Origin of the sequence: uncultured Methanobrevibacter sp. (genome assembly GCF_905235195.1) — an archaeon.
In the GTDB taxonomy this organism is placed as follows: Archaea; Methanobacteriota; Methanobacteria; order Methanobacteriales; family Methanobacteriaceae; genus Methanarmilla.
Genome location: NZ_CAJOKH010000021.1, coordinates 1 through 21,187, shown reverse-complemented (window position 1 = coordinate 21,187; position 21,187 = coordinate 1). Strand labels below are relative to the sequence as shown.

At 27.0% G+C, this 21,187-nt stretch carries 17 protein-coding genes; 13 read left to right on the top strand and 4 right to left on the bottom strand.

Annotated features, from left to right (window positions below):
- Positions 1-143 precede the first annotated feature (143 nt).
- The 4 genes from QZ146_RS03315 to QZ146_RS03300 all read left to right on the top strand — a co-directional run bounded on the left by QZ146_RS03315 (position 144) and on the right by QZ146_RS03300 (position 5,719).
- The gene (locus QZ146_RS03315) at positions 144-1,283 is read left to right on the top strand and encodes a glycosyltransferase family 2 protein (protein WP_295722233.1); all 1,140 of its coding nucleotides are present in this window, start codon (positions 144-146) and stop codon (positions 1,281-1,283) included.
- Between the two features lie 218 nt (positions 1,284-1,501).
- Complete coding sequence (locus QZ146_RS03310) at positions 1,502-1,939, top strand: hypothetical protein (protein WP_295722232.1); 438 nt, start codon at positions 1,502-1,504, stop codon at positions 1,937-1,939.
- A 39-nt stretch (positions 1,940-1,978) separates the two neighbouring features.
- Positions 1,979-3,820, top strand: a complete 1,842-nt coding sequence (locus QZ146_RS03305; RefSeq protein WP_295722231.1) for a glycosyltransferase family 2 protein — start codon at positions 1,979-1,981, stop codon at positions 3,818-3,820.
- A 144-nt stretch (positions 3,821-3,964) separates the two neighbouring features.
- The gene (locus QZ146_RS03300; RefSeq protein ID WP_295722230.1) at positions 3,965-5,719 is read left to right on the top strand and encodes a glycosyltransferase; all 1,755 of its coding nucleotides are present in this window, start codon (positions 3,965-3,967) and stop codon (positions 5,717-5,719) included.
- Between the two features lie 159 nt (positions 5,720-5,878).
- Here the strand turns inward: QZ146_RS03300 and mmp11 are convergent, their stop codons facing one another.
- The 4 genes from mmp11 to rfbD all read right to left on the bottom strand — a co-directional run bounded on the left by mmp11 (position 5,879) and on the right by rfbD (position 10,249).
- Positions 5,879-6,811: a methanogenesis marker protein 11 gene (gene mmp11 / locus QZ146_RS03295; RefSeq protein WP_295722229.1), complete on the bottom strand. Its 933-nt coding sequence runs from the start codon at positions 6,809-6,811 to the stop codon at positions 5,879-5,881.
- A 306-nt stretch (positions 6,812-7,117) separates the two neighbouring features.
- Positions 7,118-7,537, bottom strand: a complete 420-nt coding sequence (ribH, locus tag QZ146_RS03290; protein ID WP_295722228.1) for a 6,7-dimethyl-8-ribityllumazine synthase — start codon at positions 7,535-7,537, stop codon at positions 7,118-7,120.
- Positions 7,538-7,851: 314 nt separating this feature from the next.
- A complete protein-coding gene (locus QZ146_RS03285) occupies positions 7,852-9,186 on the bottom strand; it encodes a UDP-glucose/GDP-mannose dehydrogenase family protein (RefSeq protein WP_295722227.1) in 1,335 nt (444 codons plus the stop codon).
- Positions 9,187-9,418: 232 nt separating this feature from the next.
- Positions 9,419-10,249: a dTDP-4-dehydrorhamnose reductase gene (rfbD, locus tag QZ146_RS03280; RefSeq protein WP_295722226.1), complete on the bottom strand. Its 831-nt coding sequence runs from the start codon at positions 10,247-10,249 to the stop codon at positions 9,419-9,421.
- Between the two features lie 208 nt (positions 10,250-10,457).
- On the opposite strand from rfbD, the gene QZ146_RS03275 reads away from it, so the two are divergent.
- The 9 genes from QZ146_RS03275 to rfbB all read left to right on the top strand — a co-directional run bounded on the left by QZ146_RS03275 (position 10,458) and on the right by rfbB (position 21,063).
- On the top strand, positions 10,458-11,714 hold the full coding sequence (locus QZ146_RS03275; RefSeq protein ID WP_295722225.1) for a nucleotide sugar dehydrogenase: 1,257 nt from the start codon (positions 10,458-10,460) through the stop codon (positions 11,712-11,714).
- Between the two features lie 362 nt (positions 11,715-12,076).
- Entirely contained in the window at positions 12,077-13,321 is a 1,245-nt protein-coding gene (hacA, locus tag QZ146_RS03270; protein WP_295722224.1) for a homoaconitase large subunit, read from the top strand.
- Positions 13,322-13,352: 31 nt separating this feature from the next.
- Positions 13,353-13,838 carry a 3-isopropylmalate dehydratase small subunit gene (locus QZ146_RS03265; RefSeq protein ID WP_295722223.1) on the top strand — a complete coding sequence of 162 codons (486 nt, stop codon included), beginning with the start codon at positions 13,353-13,355 and terminating at the stop codon, positions 13,836-13,838.
- Between the two features lie 42 nt (positions 13,839-13,880).
- A complete protein-coding gene (locus tag QZ146_RS03260) occupies positions 13,881-14,870 on the top strand; it encodes an isocitrate/isopropylmalate family dehydrogenase (RefSeq protein WP_295722222.1) in 990 nt (329 codons plus the stop codon).
- A gap of 95 nt (positions 14,871-14,965) precedes the next feature.
- A complete protein-coding gene (locus tag QZ146_RS03255; protein WP_295722221.1) occupies positions 14,966-16,528 on the top strand; it encodes a glycosyltransferase in 1,563 nt (520 codons plus the stop codon).
- A 30-nt stretch (positions 16,529-16,558) separates the two neighbouring features.
- Positions 16,559-18,358, top strand: coding sequence for a glycosyltransferase (locus tag QZ146_RS03250; RefSeq protein WP_295722220.1), 1,800 nt, complete (start codon positions 16,559-16,561; stop codon positions 18,356-18,358).
- Between the two features lie 110 nt (positions 18,359-18,468).
- On the top strand, positions 18,469-19,326 hold the full coding sequence (gene rfbA / locus QZ146_RS03245; protein WP_295722218.1) for a glucose-1-phosphate thymidylyltransferase RfbA: 858 nt from the start codon (positions 18,469-18,471) through the stop codon (positions 19,324-19,326).
- Positions 19,327-19,449: 123 nt separating this feature from the next.
- On the top strand, positions 19,450-20,013 hold the full coding sequence (gene rfbC / locus QZ146_RS03240) for a dTDP-4-dehydrorhamnose 3,5-epimerase (protein WP_295722217.1): 564 nt from the start codon (positions 19,450-19,452) through the stop codon (positions 20,011-20,013).
- A gap of 42 nt (positions 20,014-20,055) precedes the next feature.
- Positions 20,056-21,063 (top strand): dTDP-glucose 4,6-dehydratase, encoded by a 1,008-nt coding sequence (gene rfbB / locus QZ146_RS03235; RefSeq protein WP_295722216.1) that lies wholly within the window; start codon positions 20,056-20,058, stop codon positions 21,061-21,063.
- Positions 21,064-21,187: the final 124 nt, after the last annotated feature.

The following is a 21,187-nucleotide window of genomic DNA, read 5'->3' as shown; positions in this document are numbered from 1 at the left end:
GAGAAAAAGATAAATATTATCATAAAAAATGCAAAGCAAACATTCAAGATAGCTTTTAAAAAATCAAAATTTTCTTAGCTTGACAGCATTGTATAAATAGTATAAAAATAAAAAAACTAATTAACACATATTGAGGTTATTTTATGGTTAAAGTATCTGTAGTAATGCCTGTGTATGATATTAATAATTTGATTGAAAAATCTATTGAAAGTGTAAACAATCAAAGCTTAAAAGATATTGAATTAATTTGTATTAGTACAAATTCTGGTTATAATTCACACAAGCTATTAGATGATTTATCAAAAAAATACGATTTTATTAAAATTCTTAGTGGGGTTGAAAAAGGATCATCTGCAGCACGTAATTTAGCAATCTCCTCTTGTTCAGGTGAATATATTGCATTTTTAAATCCGGGAGATATTTTTATTGATAAAGGGGCTTTAAATAAACTTTATAAAAAGGCAAAAAAATTTGATGCAGATATGGTATCAGCTAATCTAAAAATCTTGGATTCTAAAGGTAAACTTATAGAGGACCCTCGTTATAAGGCAAATGACTTGGAATATTTTTTTATTGAGAATGTTATGAGGCCTAAACATTATGGACTTCCATGGGCATATTATAAAAACATTTATAAAAAAGACATGTTAATTAAAAACAATATTAAATTCCCTAATTTAACAATAGGGGAAGGTCCAGTTTTCCTTTCAGAGGTCTTAACTACAATTTCCGAAGTATATATAATGTCTATAGATTATTATGGATTATTGGAGGATAATGAAGAATATTTTAATAAATTTAAAAATTCTAATTTCAAATATGATTATATGGAGCATTATAAAAGGGTTATTAAAGTTTTGGCCTTTCATAAATTTAAGAAGAACTCTAATAGATTTAGAAAATTATTATTAAGTGATTTAAAATATGCAATAGAAAATAATGATACAGATATTTATAAAGGATTTAAAGATGCTTTTCATAATCATATCTACATATTAGGATTTTTACAAAATAATGCTTATTATTTTAATGCTTATTTTCTCATACGGATGATTAGGGAATGTAAAACTGTTGAAGAGTTCTATAATTATAAAGATGAGCTTATTGAAATGGATTTAATAAGAAAACATTATCTTCCTAAAGACTTATTATTTGAATTAATATTTATTTTTTCAAGTAAAAATTTTGAAGATTATAAGTTACACATTGATGAATTTCTAGAATCTTTAAATAATGGAGAGAATCTTTATTGTGAAGATGACTTAATCCTCTATCAAAAATAAATTTTTAAAAAAAATTTAATATAAAATCTGTAAAATCATAAATCAGTTTATAATTAACTCATAATATTTTAAAATTTTTAAATTTTCGAGGTGTTGTAATATTTTTTTTTATTTTTTTATAATATTGAAATTCTAATATAATACTTATATAATTTTAAAAATAAGGTATAATTTTATATAATATAATTAAAATAGGTAATATTGACGTGGAGATTTAAATGAATTCTAATGAATTTAATAATAAAAAAGAAGATAAAATAAATGGAAAAGTTTCACCTTCAAATGATGAAATTACTCAATTAGAAGACCAGTTGAGAGAATCTATTTTTATTTCTAATAATACTAAAAAATTTTTATTTATAATGGAAAAGAAACTTCATGAGAAAGATATAGAAATGAATACTTATAAAAGAGAGAATAGAATTCTAAAGAGAGATAATAAGCGAATGGAAGTTCAAATTAATCGTTTTGATAAAAATTCTCTTGAGCTAAGGAAAGATTTAGATAGAACTAAAAAGGAAAATAAGTTTTTGCATAAGAAAATCGAGTATTTAGAAGATGATATACAAAATCTTAGAAAGCAAAATGAGCTTATTGAGTCATCAACTAGTTGGAAAGTTACAAAACCTTTAAGGAAACTAAGTCAATTTAAATAATCATTATTAATATCATATATCTATTTTAAAGGCGGTAAAATGGTTAAAGTTTCAGTTATTATTCCTGTTTATAATGTTGAGGACTATCTGCAAAGGTGTTTAGATAGTATAATTTATCAGACCTTAGATGATATAGAGATTATTTGTATTAATGATGAATCTACAGATTCATCTTTGGAAATTCTTAAAGAATATGCTAAAAGGGATAATAGAATAATAATTAAATCTCAAGAAAATCAGGGATTAAGCGGAGCTCGTAATCATGGAATTAGAATAGCAAGTGGGGAGTATTATTATTTTATAGATTCAGATGATTGGATTGAATTAGATGCTTTAGAAAAACTATATTATCATGCCGTTTCAAATGATTCAGAAATTGTATTTTTTAACTTTATTGAACATTTAAAAAGTAATAAGACAATAAATAAAATTTATCTACCAGTTGACAAGGAAGATTATAGTAATTTTGTTTTTGATTATACTTATAATAAAAGACTTGTAATGAACAATCAGTTTGTTGTATGGAATAAATTTTTTAAAGCATCTCTTATAAAAGATAATAATCTTATATTTCACTTTAGACTTTTTGAAGATTTTGCATTCCATGTTGAAACATTGTTTTTAGCTAAAAAAGTTTCTTATCTTCCTGAAATTTTACATCACTATAATAGATTAAATCAGGATTCTCTTCAAAATAAAAAAACAAGTTATAATAAACGTTTAGTAATTTTTGATGTATTTGATTTAGTTGAGGAAATTTTAATTAAATATGATAAGGTTGATGAATTTAAAACTAATTTTGCAGAACTTAAAATTAATGAGTCATATGCAAACTTTAATCTACTTTCTCAAGAGTTTCGGGAAGAATATTACAATAAAATGAGAGATGAATTTCTCAAAATGGAATTAGATTCAGATATTCTCAGCGAAATTCCATATAAATTATACAAGTTTTACATATTTGTTATTAATTTTAATCATATTGAAATTTTTGATATATATAAGGAGAATATTAGACGTAAAACTAATTTTATCGATAAAAAGCAATTGAGTATGGAAATTTCTAATTTTAATGAATTGGGAATTGACAGTGCTAGAAATAGTAAGCTTCCAATAATTTCTCTAACCTCATTTCCAGAACGTATGGATGATATCCAATTTTGTATATATTCACTGTTAAATCAAAATTTAAAGGCTAAAAAAGTTATTTTATATTTAGCTGAAGAGCAATTTCCAAATAAAGAGGATGATATTCCTAAACACATACTTAAATTTAAAGATAATGGTTTAACAATTAAATGGTATAAAGATATTAGATCATATAAAAAATTAATCCCTGCCCTTCAAGAATATCCTAATGATTATATTGTAACAGCAGATGATGATATTTTTTATCCTCCAGATTGGTTAGAAAATATGTGGCAGACATACAACAAACATCCTAATACAATTGTAAGTTGTAGATCTAGAGCTATTAGTTTATCTGATAATGGGGAAATTGAAGAATATGCAAATTGGCATTTGGTAAGGGAAAATCCTAAGACATCATTTTTAAATTTCCCAACTGGTAGTGGTGGTATATTATATTTCCCTAATTCATTATCAAAAACAGTTTTAAATGAAGATTTATTTAAAAAATTATGTCCATTAGCTGATGATATTTGGTTTTGGACTATGGCTGTATTAAATGATACTAAAATCACTGCAATGGAAAAAAATTACAATGAATTAATTTATGTAAATGTTGCTCGTCAATTAGGTCTTACTAAATCACATACCTTATGGGCAGTTAATCAGGAAGGAGGTAATGATAGTCAACTTGAAAATATCTTACAGGAATTTCCTGAAATTCTAGATAAGATTAAAGAATCTGAAAATTAGTTAATTATTTTATATACTAATAATTAAATATTATTCATAATTAAATATACTAAGTAAGATATGAGGAGTAAAAAAGTAAATTATATTTATTTAGATTTTTATGTATTTTAATCATTTAAGTCAAATATATTTGTGAGGTTAATAATGGCTTTTAAAAAGAATAATTCATCAATAAATAAAAATTTAACTGTTGATGCAATTGTTCCTGCATATAATGAAGAGGAATCTGTAGCTCACGTTATTAATGTAATTAAAGAGTTAGATTATATTGATAATGTTATTGTAGTCAATGATGGTTCCACTGACAATACTGAGGTTGTTGCAATAGATGCAGGTGCTAAAGTCATTACTCATAAAAATAATCAAGGTAAAGGTGCAGCTATTAAAACAGGTGTTGATGTTAGTGATGCAGATGTAGTTGCTTTTATTGATGGTGATATTAAAAATTTAAGCTCTGAAAAAGTAGACTGTTTTATTAGACCAATTTTAGAAGGTAATGCTGATATTACCAAAACTAAATTTGCAAGAGAAAGTGGTCGTGTAACTGAACTTACTGCCAAACCTCTTTTAAAATTCTTTTTCCCTGAAGTTGATTATGAACAACCTTTAAGTGGACAATTTGCTGCAAAACGTTCTTTATTAAAGAAAATGGAATTTGAAAAGGATTATGGTGTAGATGTAGGTATTGTTCTTGATGCTGAGGTTAGGGGTATAAAAATTTATGAAGTGGATATTGGGGTGATAAAACATGATATGTCACCACTTAGTGACTTACATGAAATGGCAAATGAGGTTGTAAGATCAATAATTATACGTGCAATGACCTATGGCCGTGTAGCCATGATAGATACTTTAGGAAATTATATTAGAATGTCCATTCTCGGATTATCATTAATTATTTTAGGTCTATTTTTATTATTCTTTGTTCCTCCTGTTCCATTTCAATTAAGTTTATTAATTGGAGTATTTGGTCTTATAGAGGCAGTATTTTATTTGGTAAAATTAATTATTAACTCTATTAGACTATTTAAGCGAGAGAATAATCGAAATTTTGCTAAATCATTTATTAAAATGCATTTGCCAATTATTTTTGTGTTTTTTGTACTGGTGATTATGATTTCAACATTTATGTCTGCAGCTACTATTGGTGATAATGGCCAAATATCCATTGAGGCAACCTCAAGAAATATTGTTATTTTTGGTCAGGGTTCAGAAAATCATATTGCAGTTAGAGGGCCATATGTTGTTGATAATGCTCTTGAAAATGAATCAAATTTAATTCATATGCCTTATCATGCCCTTCAAACCCTTCAAATGAGTTATGGTGATACTATAATTATTCAAAATGAGTCTTATTCAATTAATAAAACTATGGGTGATGAAGCTGATAATTTAAGACTACCTGCAAATGCTCGCTCTGATTTGGGAGTACATGTTGGTGATATAATATCTAATAGTCGTATTCCTAATGTATTTTGTGGATCAAAAGTAATTCATTCTGTAAGAATGGCTAATACAAGTACTTTAGATTATGATATTACAGAATACTATAAAGTTGCTTATAAATCAAGAAATGCTAGTTCTTTTGACATTTACATTGATGATGAGTTAATTACATCAAGTTCTGCAATATTTAAAGAAAATCAATCCTATGTTTTACAGGTCAATGATGAGTATCTAGGTGAATTTGAAAGTGAAGATATAAGTGCTAATAATTCTATTAATTTTACCTATGGTGAGCATAATATAGAACTTATTGGTAAAAGCGATACATTATCTGTTAGAAACGCTGTAAGTTCGGAAGATGGAATATTTTTAAATTTTATTTTAACAGATAGGGAATCTTTAGATATTTTAACTAACACTACAGATACTGGTTCTAGTGATGATAGGCAGTAAAACATATTATAGTTTAATCAATACAGATATTTTCTTCTTATAAAAGGATAATTAAATATTCTTTTTATATTTTATTTAGTAAAAAATTAAATAAAAATGTCTAATTCTTATAAAAGTTTTTAAAATAAAGTTTAAAATATGTTTTATGAAGATTAAAATTTATTTATAAATTTTAACTGCTTCATCAGGATCATTATATAATCCTAAAGCTGCAAGGGCACCAATTTTTCCATGGTCTCCTGTAACAGCTATTAATTTAATATTTAATTCTTTGGCAAGATTTTCACATTTTTCAACATCCATCATACCAGTTTTAGTTTGATGTGCATATTCTTTTAATTTTTCTGGTATTTTAATTCCTTCAAGTATTGCAATAGATGTTTCTTGAGAGAGAGTGTCTCTTTTTAAAAGACTAATTACACGATTAATAAGTTTTTCTTTATCTTCCTCTTTTACAGCAAATATTAGTGCAATAGATACACAATTTTGCGTTTTATGTGGATTTTTAGGATATAATTGGCAAATTACATGGTCTAAATATTGGAAACCTTCACTTTTTAATTCTTCTCCTATATTATGTGCCATAGTCCAAGTTGCACCTTTATCCTTAATATCAGTATCATCAATACCAATTACAAGTTTTGAAAGTTTTTCACTTACAACTGTTGCTTTTCCAAGCTTTGAACCTCCACCTTCACTAATAAGTTCAATATATTTAACACCTTCACCCATACCTCTACACATTGCAGCTCCAACTCCTGCACCTGCAAGGCCAGAGTGGGTTACTTTAACTTCATCATTTTCAACTTTAATCTCTTCAATACCAGCAGCATTATAACTTGCCTCTAAATTTAAAGGGGATTTACCAATTTTACAAATATACACATGTTTGTTTCCATCACGAAATGCTATATCTATTAGTGGACTTGAATGTTTATATTGGTTTACAAGCCAATGTGAACCAGATATACATGAATGATATTCTACTATCTCAACAGTATCATTATCTACCATAGTAATAACTTTCTGATATGGTGCAATCCAAGGATCATTATACCTTTTCTTTAAATCTTCAGGTTTTAAAATTTCCATAAAATCATCTAAAATATAAGTTTAAATTAAATTTGTTAAAATTTATATGAATTTTAGTAAAATAAATAGATTTAAATCTTTAAATTTATCTAATTTTTTTTTAGTTTTATAAAAAATTAATTTATAATTTAATTTAGGGTAAGATGGAATAATTAATTAAATTAAGGAATAATTAATTCAATTAAGGAATAATTAGTTTATAATAAAAATCAAAACAAATTAATAATTTAATAAATATTAATCGATTAGAATTTCTAAATTTTTAATAAAAAAATTATCAATAAATCAATATATTTATTATTTTATTTAATCAAGTTCTTCAATTCTATCTAATATTTTAATAGCAGCTTCAACAGCTTTTTTACCATAATCAATACGTCTGTGAGCATCAATTCTGGTCATACCTGGGCCGCTAATACCTAATGTTACAGGTTTATCATATTCTAAAGATAAATCAGTTATTTTACGTGCTGCATGTTGAGCTACAATTTGGTCGTGGTCTGTTGCACCCTCAATTACAGAGCCTAATGCTACTACAGCATCAATATCATCTCTTTCAAGTAACTTTTTAATAGGAAGTGCCATATCAAAGACACCTGGTGAGATAAATACTTTTGTAATTTCACTTCCTCTTGATTTAGCTTCTTCTTTAGCAAGACCTAACATCATTTGATTAATATCAAAGTTAAATTCTGCAACAACTGCACCGATTTTATATTTTGCCATTATTTTTCCTCCAAATAAATATAATTATATTTTTAATTAATAATTAATGGTATTTTTTAATTTATCATTGCTTTTATCAATTTTTCAGTTTTGTTTAAATAAAGAAAAATGTCATGAAATATGCTACACCACTTAAAGCCATAATTAATATAACAAAAATTGCAGCCCATTGTATTCTATTCATTTTTTTACCTCTTAATTTTTTAATAAATTTTCATAATTTATTTTTTAATATTTTAATATTTATGTCTTATATTTGAGTATAATTTAAATAATATTTTATTTTTTATTTAATTTTTATTTAATTGATACTTTTAATCAGTATATTTAATACCAATTTGATAATGAATAAATCCTAATTCACGAAGTCTTTCACGATTATATTGGTTTCGTCCATCGAAGATTACTGGATTTTTAAGTAATTTTTTAATTTCCCTAAAATCAGGAGTTCTAAATTCTTTCCATTCAGTAACAAGTATCATAGCATCAGCATCTTTTATTGCATCACTTTTATTATTACAATAAACAAGATTTTCATTATCTTTTAGATATTTTTCTTTTGCCTCATCAATTGCTTTAGGATCATATGCTTGTATGATAGCTCCTCTTTTTGTAAGCTCTTTTATAAGTGTAATGGAACTAGCTTCTCTCATATCATTAGTATTTGGTTTAAATGATAAACCCCATAGACCAAATATAAGCCCATTTAAATCCTCACCAAAATGATTTATAATTTTTCTAACTAAGGATAATTTCTGATTAAAATTAACATTTTCAATTGCTTTTAAAAGTTTAGGGTCTATTCCATTTTCCTCTGCAATACTAATTATTCCTTGGACATCTTTTGGGAAACAGCTTCCACCATATCCGCATCCTGCATGTAAGAAATGACTGCCTATACGTTTGTCTGTTCCAATTCCAAGACGTATGTCTTCAATATTTGCACCAGTCATCTCACAAATATTTGCCATTTCATTCATAAATGAAATTCTAGATGCAAGCATAGCATTAGCGGCATATTTTGTAAGTTCAGCACTTCTAATGTTCATGAAATACATATTACGGGTTGTATCAGTAAATGGTTCATATAAATCTTCCATAACATATTTACATGATTGATCTTCAAAACCAACAATAATCCTATCGGGAAGTAGACAATCATTTACAGCTGTCCCTTCTTTTAAAAATTCAGGATTTGAAATCATTTTAAAATTAAATGATTCTCCTCTTTTGGATAGTTCTTCATTAATGATTGATTTTACCTCATCTGATGTTCCAACTGGAACAGTTGATTTAATAACAACAAAACAATCATGATCCATATATTGACCGATTTCACTTGCAACATTACGTACATAAGTTAAATTACAGCTTCCATCTTCATTCATTGGAGTTCCAACTGCTATAAAGTAAATATCCGAATTTTCAAGTGAAGTTTTTGTATCGGTTGTAAAGGTAATGTTAGATCTTTTTTGATTTTCAATAACTAAATCAGTAAGTTGAGGCTCATAAATAGGAATAATTCCATTTTTAAGGTTATTTATAATTTTTTCATTAACATCTACACAATAAACCTTATTTCCCATTTCAGCAAAACAGGTTCCGGTCACTAGCCCTACATAACCTGTTCCAATAACTGTTAATTTCATATTAAAACCTTTTAAAATTTTTAAACTAAATAAATAATTAAACTAATATTTTTTTTGTTTTTATATTTTTACAATTTAATTTTAAAATTTAAGAAAATAATAGTGATTTATAAATATTTATTATTTTTATATAAGTAAATAAATGTATTTATATATTATTTTAAAATTGGATTTAAAATTTTTTTATAATAAATAATTTAAAAGCCAATAAAAAATTTTAATATAAATATTTTTACAAGTTTAAATATTCATCAAGAGCTTCTTTGTAATCTCTAAGCTCACTAAACCCATTTTCAATCCATTTTTCATGGGATAAAACTGAATAATGAGGTCGTGTAGCTGCAGCTGCAAACTCATCAGAGCTTACTGGATTAACCTCTACATCAATACCTTTCTTTTTAAATATTAATTTTGAATAATCATACCATGTAGTGCTACCTTTATTTGTAACATGGTATATTCCATATTTATCAGACTTTACTACTTCAGCTATTGCATGAGAAAGGTCAACTGTAAATGTTGGTGAACCTGTTTGATCTTCTACAACTTTTAAACTGTCATATTGGTTAGATAAGCTTAACATCTTTTCAATAAAGTTTGGCCCATTTTTACCATATAGCCATGCAGTTCTTAAAATAAAGTATTTATCTAGAATTTCTTGAATATATTCTTCACCCATAAGTTTACTTTTACCATAAACTGATTCAGGCCCAAGTTCATCATCTTCACGTAAAGGACGTGTTTTATCTCCTTTGAAAACATAGTCTGTACTTATATGGACTAATGTTCCATCTATTTCTTTTGTTGCAAGTGCGAGATTTTTAACTGCCTCTCCATTTAATTGATATGCCCAATCTATTTGGCTTTCACAACCATCAACATCAGTCATAGCAGCACAATTAACAATTATATCGGGTTTTAAACTTTTGAATTTTTCTAAAACCTCATCATATTTTGTTATATCTAATGTTTTATGATTAGTTACAATCAAATCTTCATCTTTAAGTACATTACATAAATCGGTACCTAACATTCCCTCTGAACCAGTTATTAATATTTTCATTAATTCACCACATTAACATTTTCATATTATCAATATTTTTAAGTTTATAATTTCTTAAAATTTAGTAAAAAATATATCAATAGCATATAATAAATATAATCATAATTTGTATATGATAAATTATAAATTTAAAGATTTTTTAGCTTTAAGAATTTTATGAATTTTATCAAATTATTAAAATGTTTACTTAAAAGATTGGAGGATTATAATGAAAGTATGTGTAGTAGGTCAGGGATATATTGGACTTCCAACTGCAGCACTATTTGCAAAGCATAATTGTGATGTTGTTGGAGTTGATATTAATAAAGAAATGATTGATGATTTAAATAATGGTATTGTACATATTGAAGAGCCAGGTATTAGTGAAAGTATAAATAATGCTATTGTTGAAGGTAGATATCATGCATCCCTATCTCCTGAAGAGGCAGATGTTTTTATTATAACAGTTCCAACCCCCTATTTAGTTGAAAATCTTAGCTGTGATTTAAGTTATGTTATAAATGCATGTGAATCTATTGTAGATTATCTTAAAAGTGGTAATACGGTTATTATTGAATCTACTATTGCTCCAGGTTCAACTGAAGAATCTATCAAATCACTACTTGAAAAGTCTGGTCTTAAGGTTGGTATTGATATTTACCTTGCACATTGTCCTGAAAGAGTTCTTCCAGGCCAAATCATGTATGAACTTGTAAACAATAATAGGATTATTGGTGGAGTAACAGATGCATGTACAGAAAAAGCAGCCGAAGCATATGGGATTTTTGTTAAAGGTAAACTTTTAAAAACTGAAGCTAAAACGGCTGAGCTATCTAAATGTATGGAAAATACATTTAGAGATGTAAATATTGCACTTGCAAATGAACTTACTAAGATATGTGCTAAAATTGGTGTAAATACATTGGATGTTATTGAACTTGCAAATCAACATCCTCGTGTTAATATACACAATCCAGGTCCAGGTGTAGGAGGTCATTGTCTTGCAATAGATCCATACTTTATCTATTCAAAAGCACCAGAAGATGCAAATATTATCAAGCTTTCAAGGGATACAAATAATAGTATGCCTCAGTTTACTTCTGATAAGGCAAAATTAATCATTCAAAAACATACAAAACAATATAAACCTAAGATAGCTATTTTAGGTGTATCTTATAAAGGTAATACTGGAGATACAAGAGAGTCTCCTGCATTTGAAATAATATCAAATCTTGAAAAAGAAGGTTACACTGTAGGTATACATGATCCTCATGTTATTGGAGATAAATTTTTATCACTTGATGAGGCACTTCAGGATGCATCAATAGCATTAATACTTGCAGACCATGATGAATTTAAAAAATTAAATTATAGTCTATTTAAAGAAAATATGGAAAATCCAATAATATTTGATACTAAAAATATTATAGATAATGTGCCAGATTATATAAAGCTATTTAACTTTGGTAATTTGTATAAAATATAATAATCTTTCTTTAATTTTAATTTTTTATAATTTATTTTTTTAAAATATTAATTGAATTTTTTTAAAAATTTAACTTACTTTTATTTAATAAAAAAGTCATATATTATTATAATATGAAAATTTGTTTTATATCTTAATTAATAATAATTAATAAACTAGACATATTGTCTAACTTTAAATATTTATTTACAATTTTGTAAAAATCAATTTATTAATTGATAATAAAATAATTCACACTTATAATCTTAATTAAATCAATTTAATTGATTAATTAATATATTTATTTAATTAAAGTTTATTTAAGATTATTAATTATTAAATATAAAATAAAAATTTAATATTAACATTATGGAGAAGAAAATATGGCAATGACAATGTCTGAGAAGATATTAGCTAGAGCTTCAGCTAAAGATAAAGTTGAAGCTGGAGAAATTGTAATGGCTAATATTGATATAGCTATGGTTCATGATTTAACAGGTCCTCTTGCAGTAAAAGGATTTGAAGAAATTGGTAAAGAAAAAGTATGGGACAGAGAAAAAGTAGTCGTTCCATTTGATCACCAAGTTCCTGCTGATTCTATAGATTCAGCAAATAACCATATATTAATGCGAAAATTTGTAAAAGAACAAAAAATTACTAATTTTTATGATGTAAATCAAGGGGTATGTCATCAAGTTCTTCCAGAACTTGGTCATGTAAGACCTGGAGAGGTAATTGTAGGTGCTGATTCACACACCTGTACTTATGGGGCATTAGGTACATTTGCAACAGGTATTGGTTCAACTGATATGGCAATGGTATTTGCAACTGGAAAATTATGGTTTAAAGTACCGGAAACTATTAGATATGAAATTACCGGTGATTTAAAAGAAAACACCTCTGCCAAAGATCTTATACTTAATATTATAGGTAATGTAGGTGCAGATGGTTCTACTTATAAAGCATGTGAGTTTGTAGGTCAAACTATAAGTAATTTTGATATGTCTGATAGGATGGTTTTATCTAATATGACTATTGAAATGGGTGGAAAAGTCGGTTTATGTGAAGCGGATAAAAAAACTGATGAATACCTTAAAGGAAGAACTGATAAGCCATATAAAGGTTTTACCACTGATAAAGATGCTAGTTTCGAGACAATAGAATTTGATGTAAGTAATCTTGAACCTCAAGTAGCATGTCCTCATCATGTTGATAATGTAAAACCTGTAAGTGAAGTATCAAAACAAGTTGATCAGGTATTTTTAGGTTCATGTACTAATGGTAGGATTGAAGATATGAGGGATGCAGCAAAAATTTTAAAAGGAAATAAAGTTGCAGATGGAACTAGAATGCTTGTTATACCAGCATCAAAAGAGGTTTACACCCAATGTTTAGATGAAGGTTTAATTAAAATATTTGTCGATGCAGGTGCCCTTGTAACAAATCCATGTTGTGGTCCATGTCTTGGTGGACATGTCGGTCTTATTGGACCTGATGAGGTTAGTCTTTCAACATCTAATAGGAACTTTAAAGGAAGACAGGGAAGTCCAGAAGGTGAAGTTTATTTATCATCTGCAAAAGTTGCTGCAGCTTCAGCTATTAAAGGAGAAATATCTTTACCTGAGTAAATTTATTTATTAATCTAATAGGGGTTATAATATGGAAGGAAAAGTATGGAAATTTGGAAACGATATTGATACAGATGTTATTTTACCTGGAAGATATTTAATCTATAATGATGAAGAAAACTTATCAAAACATTGTATGGAAGGTTTAGATGCTGATTTTGATAAAAAAGCACAAAAAGGGGATATTATTGTAGGTGGAACTAATTTTGGATGTGGTTCTTCAAGAGAACATGCGCCTATGGCTATTAAAGGTTTAGGTATTAGTGCTGTTGTAGCAGAGTCATTTGCAAGAATTTTCTATCGTAATGCATGTAATATTGGAGTACCTCTTGTGGAAGCTCCTGGAATAACTGAAAAAGTTTTTGAGGGGGAAAAAATCAATATAGATTTAGAAAATGGAATTATTAAAACAGAATCTGGGGAAGAAGTAGAATTTAAAAAATTACCTCCATTTATGTTAAATATCTTAAATACTGGTGGATTAATACCTTGGATTAAAAACAATCCAGATTTATAATATTCAAATATATAATTTAAAAATTAATTAATAAGTGATAAAATGTATGAAATAACTGTTATTCCTGGGGATGGAATTGGAAGCGAAGTAATGGAAGCTGCTATCAATATCCTTGATGGCTTAGATGTAGATTTTAACTTTACCTATGCAGATGCTGGTGATGATTGTCTTGAAAAAACTGGTGTAGCATTACCTGATGAGACACTTGATCTTGTTAAAGCTTCAGATGCATGTTTATTTGGTGCTGCTGGAGAATCTGCTGCAGATGTAATTGTAAAACTTAGACAATCCTTAAAGTTATTTGCTAATTTAAGGCCTGTTAAATCTTATCCTGGTACTAAAGCTTTATTCGATGATTTAGATATTATGATAGTACGTGAAAATACTGAAGGTTTATATATAGCTAATATGGAAGAAGAAACTGAAGATGGTGCAATCGCAAAAAGAATAATTACCCGGGAAGCAGAAGAAAGAATCATTCGATATGCATTTGAATATGCACAAGCTAATGGTAAAACTAAAGTTGCAGGTATTCACAAGGCAAATGTATTAAAAAAATCAGATGGTTTATTTAAAAAAATATTATATGAAGTAGCTGAAGAATATAAAGATGAAGGTATTATAACCGAAGATTTTTATGTTGATGCTACAAGTATGTATTTAATTACTAAAGGAAGTGAGTTTGAAGTAATAGTTACAACTAATCTCTTTGGAGATATCTTATCAGATGAGGGAGCAGGTCTTGTTGGTGGTTTAGGTTTTATACCATCTGCAAATATTGGTGAAAATAATGGTTTATTTGAACCAGTACATGGTTCTGCACCTGATATTGCCGGTAAAGGTATAGCAAATCCTATTGCAATGATTTTATCAGCAAAAATGATGCTTGACTATCTTGGTGAAAAAGATGCTGCAGATAGATTAGAAAATGCAGTTTTAAAAGTTTTATCTGAAGGTAAAGATGTTACCCCTGATTTAGGTGGAAGTTCATCTACTATGGAAATGAGTGAAGCTATTAAAAATGCATTATAATTTTTTATATTTTTTATAATATTTTTATGATTAGCAAAGTTTTATTTCTTTAAATAATTTATACAATGATTTTAATTTATAATAGGAGGTCTTTTATGGATTTTTTATTAAAAAAAAGTAATAGTTATAATTTTTATAAAAATAATTATGAGGACTTAATTAATAAAGAAAAAGTTTACAAAAAACAAATTTCTGTTCAATCTAATGAATTAAAACAGAAGGATAAGGAAATTCTCAAACTGTCCTCTCAAGTTAATAAGTTGGCAGATAAACTTGCTCATAATAATAGACAGATTGAAGGATTAGCTAGGACTCTTAGGTATACTTATAGAAGTTTTGATCAAACTAGGAAAAATTTAGAAAAATCATTGAAAACTGCAGAACATGAAAAAAAATTGGCTCAAAAAAGTTTTGATCAAACTAGGAAAAATTTAGAAAAATCATTGAAAACTGCAGAACATGAAAAAAAATTGGCTCAAAACGAAAAATCATTGGCTCAAAAGGAAATGGCATTAGTTCAAGATGAAAGTGCATTATTTAAAAAATTATTGGATAGACGTTCATTGCAGATAATTGCTCCTGATAAAGATTTAAAGGATATTAATATTGCTTATGTTTTAGATAGTTTTCCAGAACATTCACAAACTTTTGTTGTTAATGAAGTTAAATGGTTAGTTGATAATGGTTATAACATTTATGTTTTCTGTAAAAATCATTCAAAACCTATAAAATTAGATTTCTTTGTAAAAATTGTTTCATTTGATAATTATATTGAATTAGAAAAATTATTAGTTAATTATGATATAAATTTAATGCATACCCATTTTGCACATCCTATATGTCATGAATTTACTTATCCTATAGCTGAAAAATTAATAATCCCATTTACCTTCTTTGCTCATGCATTTGATATTTTTATAAATAAATATGCTTTAATAAACAATATTGATGAAGTATCCCAATCTAATTTATGTAAAGGGGTTTTTACTTTAAGTGAGTTTCATAAAAATTATTTAATTAATCATGGGGTACCAAAGGATAAAATTTTCATAACAAGGCAGGCAACAAAATATGAAATACATGATTTAAATATAAAAGAGGGTAAAATCAAAAATATAGTTTCTATTTCTCGTTTTGTAGAGAAAAAAGGAGTAGATGACTTAATTAGATCTGCAAAATTACTTGAAGATGAAGATTTACAATTTTCAATATATGGTTTTGGAAAATTGGAAAATGAATATAGGGAGTTGATTGATGAGTTAAATTGTAATAATATTTCTATAAAGGGAGAATTACTTCCTGAAGAGGTTGGAAATGTTTTAAAAGAAAATGATTTATTGGTATGCCCATCTAAGGTTTCAAAGAATGGAGATATGGATGGGTTCCCTACTGTAATTTTTGAAGCAATGGGATACGGCATTCCATTTATAACAACAAATGTTTCAGCTATTCCTGAAATAATTGAAGATGGAAAGAATGGTTTTTTAACTGAAGCTAATAATCCAGAAGCTTTTGCAAGTAAAATTAAAGAAATTGTATCTTTATCTAATGATAAATTGTTTGAAGTTGTAAAACAAGCACAAAAAGATGTTGAAAAATTTTCAAGTGTTGATAAAACTATGAATTTTGTAATAAATGTTTGGAATAATGCTAATTAATTTGAATGTATTTTTATAGTAGGTGTTTAAATGTCGTTTATGGAATTTTTTCTAAAAAAAAGTAATAGTTATAAGTATTATAAATCTAATTATGAAAAATTACGAAAAAAGGAAAAGGTATATTCTGCTGATTTAAAAAGGCAAAAAAGGGATCTTAAACTTTTTAGAAAGAAAGCTGATTTTATAAATTTTGATGAGTATTTAATTAATTCATTTGTTAATCCTATTATAGAAACACCTTTTGTTTTACAAGATAAACGATGTTTTTCATTTATGGATCATATAGGCAAATATTTAAGAGATAATCTTTCAAATTCTAATGATTTGCCATTAGTATCTGTAATAATGCCTACTTATAATAGAAAAGATATTATAAAAAAAGCTATTGATTCTGTTTTAAGTCAAACTTATTCAAATTTTGAATTGATTATTGTTGATGATGGTAGCAGTGATGGGACTTCAAACTTTTTGAAGACTATTGATGATGATAGATTAGTTTTACAAAGCCATACAAATAATAAAGGTGTAGCTTCTGCTAGAAATACAGGATTGAAAATTGCTAAAGGGGAAATAATTACTTATCTTGATTCTGATAATCTATGGGAAAAGGAATATCTTGAAACTGTTGTAGCAGCATTCTTTAAAATTGATGATGCAGATGCAATATACTCCGGACAACTCTTGTATAAGGATTTTGATGATGAGGTATACGGTGTAAGATTTGCATCATATAATAAACCACTGCTTCACAACAGAAATTATATAGATATGAGTTGTTTTGCTCACAAAAAAGATGTTTGCAGCTCAGTTGGATATTTTGATGAAAATCTTTGGAGGTTTGTAGATTGGGATTATATTTTAAGAATTAGTAATCTTTGTAAGATGTATTCAGTTCCATTTTTACTTTCAAGATTTTATGAAGAAAACTCTTCTAATAGATTATCTGATATTGAAGTAGATTATCATAATTATGCTAGTAAAATAATTGAAAAAAATAAATACACTCCTAAGCCATATAAAGATCTTGAAAAAAAGGTTAGTGTTGTTATACCAAGTTATGAATCATTAAATGTGATTAAAAATTGTATTAATTCCATATTACATTGGGATAATTGTGATATGGTTGATATTATAGTTGTTGATAATAATTCAACCAGCAAAGTCAAAGATTATCTTAAAAGTATCGAGGCAGATAATAAAATTAAACTGATTTTAAATGATGTAAATTATGGTTTTACATATGCTGTAAATCAGGGAATAAATTTATCTGATGATGATTCGGATATTTTACTTTTGAATAATGATGCTGTATTATTTGAAGGAGCTATTGAACATATGCAAACTTGTGCTTACAGTTTACCTGATTGTGGATTAGTTGTCCCCCATGAAATATTGCCTGGGGGTATTGAATTTATGAAGCAACATGTTCCTTATAGTGATTTTAACTTTGATTGTGATGTTACACCATCAAAGCTTCATCATAATATAGTTAATATGTCTTATTACCATGATGGTAAATTATTAGAATTGGATTTTGCTCCATTTTTCTGTACATATATTAAAAGAGATGTTTATAATTCATCTTTAGGTTTGGATGCTGAATTAGGAAGGCATTACAGATCTGATAGAATTTATTCAGATTTCATTAGACATATTTTAAAATTGAAAATTTATCAATGTCCAGAATCTTATGTTTACCATAAACATAAGGTTGCAACTGAAAAATTAAAAGATAAGAAAGATGATTATTATTATATATTTGAGAAAAACCAATGGGAAGAGAAATTAGCTAAAGAATTAGGATATACTACAAGGCCATGGGATGTATAATAATTATTTATAATTTATAAATTATAATTATAAACTAAATTATAAATAGAAAATCAAATTTATAAAAGTAATTATGATTTTTAAATAAATAGTTAGAGGTGAAAATTTCTATGAAAGGAATTATTTTAGCTGGAGGATCTGGAACTCGTCTTTATCCAATTACTAAAGCTGTATCAAAACAACTTTTACCAATTTATGATAAACCAATGGTATATTCTATTTTAATGTTAGCAGGTATTAGAGAAATATTAATAATATCGACTCCAAGAGATTTACCTCTTTTTAAAGAATTATTAGGGGATGGTAGTAAATTAGGCATGAAATTCTCTTATAAGGTTCAAGACGAACCTAAAGGTTTGGCTGATGCCTTTATTTTAGGTGAAGACTTTATTGGAGATGATAACGTTGCACTTATTTTAGGTGACAATATTTTCCATGGCCATAGATTTACTGAAATACTTGAAAGGGCGACTAATCTTGAAGAAGGTGCATTAATATTTGGTTACTACACTAAAAACCCTGAATCTTTTGGTGTGGTAGAGTTTGACAGTGATTGGAATGTTTTATCTATTGAGGAAAAACCGGAAAATCCTAAATCTAACTATATTGTACCAGGTCTTTATTTCTATGATAATGAGGTGGTTAATATTGCAAAGAATGTTCAACCATCTTATAGGGGGGAAATTGAAATTACATCCATTAATGAGGAATACCTTAAGAGAGGGAAACTTAAAGTTGAACTTTTAGGGAGAGGGATGGCATGGCTTGATACAGGTACTCATGATGGTCTACTTGAAGCAGCTAATTTCATTGAAACAATTCAAAAAAGACAAGGATTATATGTTGCTTGTTTAGAAGAAATTGCATATTATAAAGGTTATATTACAAAAGATGACCTTTTAGTTAGGGGTGAAGAACTTAAGAAAACTGAATACGGTCTGTATTTAATTAATTTAGCTAATATGTAATTATAATCATATTTATATAATTAATTTAAATTTTTATTTAAATTTAAAACATATTTTCTAAAATTTATTTAAAATAAGCTATTTATTAAAATTTAAAATTATAAAAAGAAGCTAGGTTATATTATGGGAAAATTTAAAATTAATAAATTGGATATTGAAGGAGTATTTACAGTTGAACCAACAGTATTTGGAGATGAACGTGGATACTTTATGGAAACATATAATGAAAATGACTTTAAAGCTGAAGGAATTAACCTTAGATTTGTTCAAGATAATCAATCCAAATCATCAAAAGGTGTTTTAAGAGGCTTACATTTCCAGTATACTCAACCTCAAGGTAAATTAGTTAGGGTTATTAAAGGTTCTGTATTTGATGTAGCTGTAGATTTAAGAAAAAACTCTCCAACCTATGGTAAATGGGTTGGAGAGGTACTTACAGAAGAAAATAACAAACAATTATTTATTCCAGAGGGTTTTGCCCATGGATTTTTAGTTTTATCTGATGTTGCAGAGTTTGTTTACAAATGCACTGACTTTTATAATCCAGATGATGAAGGTGGAATCTTATATAATGACAGTGATATAGGTATTGACTGGCCAATTGACGAGGTAGGGGAAGAAAATTTACTTTTATCAGAAAAGGATTTAAACTGGAAGCCTCTTAAAGATACTCCAGTAGACTTTTAAAAATTATTATTTATTACTTTATTTATTAATGGAATGGTTTGTATGGCTAAAGTGTTAGTAACTGGTGGAGCAGGATTTATTGGAAGTAACTTCCTTAAATATATGGTAGATAAATATCCGGATTATCATTTTATAAATTTAGATAAATTAACTTATTGTGGAAACCTTGAAAATTTGAGGGATATAGAATATAAAGAAAATTATTCCTTTGTAAAGGGAGATATTAGAGACTCAGAATTAGTGAATAAAATAGTGTCTGATTGTGATTATGTCATTAATTTTGCAGCAGAAAGCCATGTAGATAGAAGTATAGAAGATCCAGAAATATTTATTAAATCTAATGTACTTGGAACTCAAGTACTACTTGATGTAGCAAAAAAACATAATATTAAAAAATATCTTCAAATTTCAACTGATGAAGTTTATGGTTCACTTCCAGAGGAAGGATACTTTAGAGAAACAACTCCTATTCAACCGAATAGTCCATATTCTGCTTCAAAAGCTGGAGCAGATTTAATGGTTAGGGCATATCATAACACTTTTGATTTACCAGTTAATATTACTCGTTGTTCTAATAATTATGGTCCATATCAATTTCCTGAAAAACTAATTCCATTAATGATTTCTAATGCACTTGAAGATAAGTCACTACCTGTTTATGGTGACGGTTTAAACATTCGTGACTGGCTTCATGTTTATGACCATTGTACCGCAATTGATTTAGTGCTTCACAATGGAAAAACTGGAGAAGTATATAATATAGGTGGAAATAATGAAAAAACCAATATTGACATTGTTAAATTAATACTTAAAGAACTTGATAAAAGTGAATCATTAATTCAATTTGTTAAAGATCGTTTAGGTCATGATAGACGTTATGCTATTGATTCAACAAAAATTCAAAATGAATTAAATTGGAAACCTAAATATACCTTTGAAGTAGGGATTGTTGAAACAATTAATTGGTATTTGGATAATCAAGATTGGATAAGTTCTGTTAAAACTGGCCAATACCAAGAATATTATGATAAAATCTATTCTAATAAATAGGCAAATTTATTTTTAAATAAATTTAATAGGGTGCTAGATTATTTAGTACGAGAAACTTGCACAAAACTCTTATTTTTACTAAATTCAATTAATTTAATTTTATTTTATAATGGTGTTTTCATAA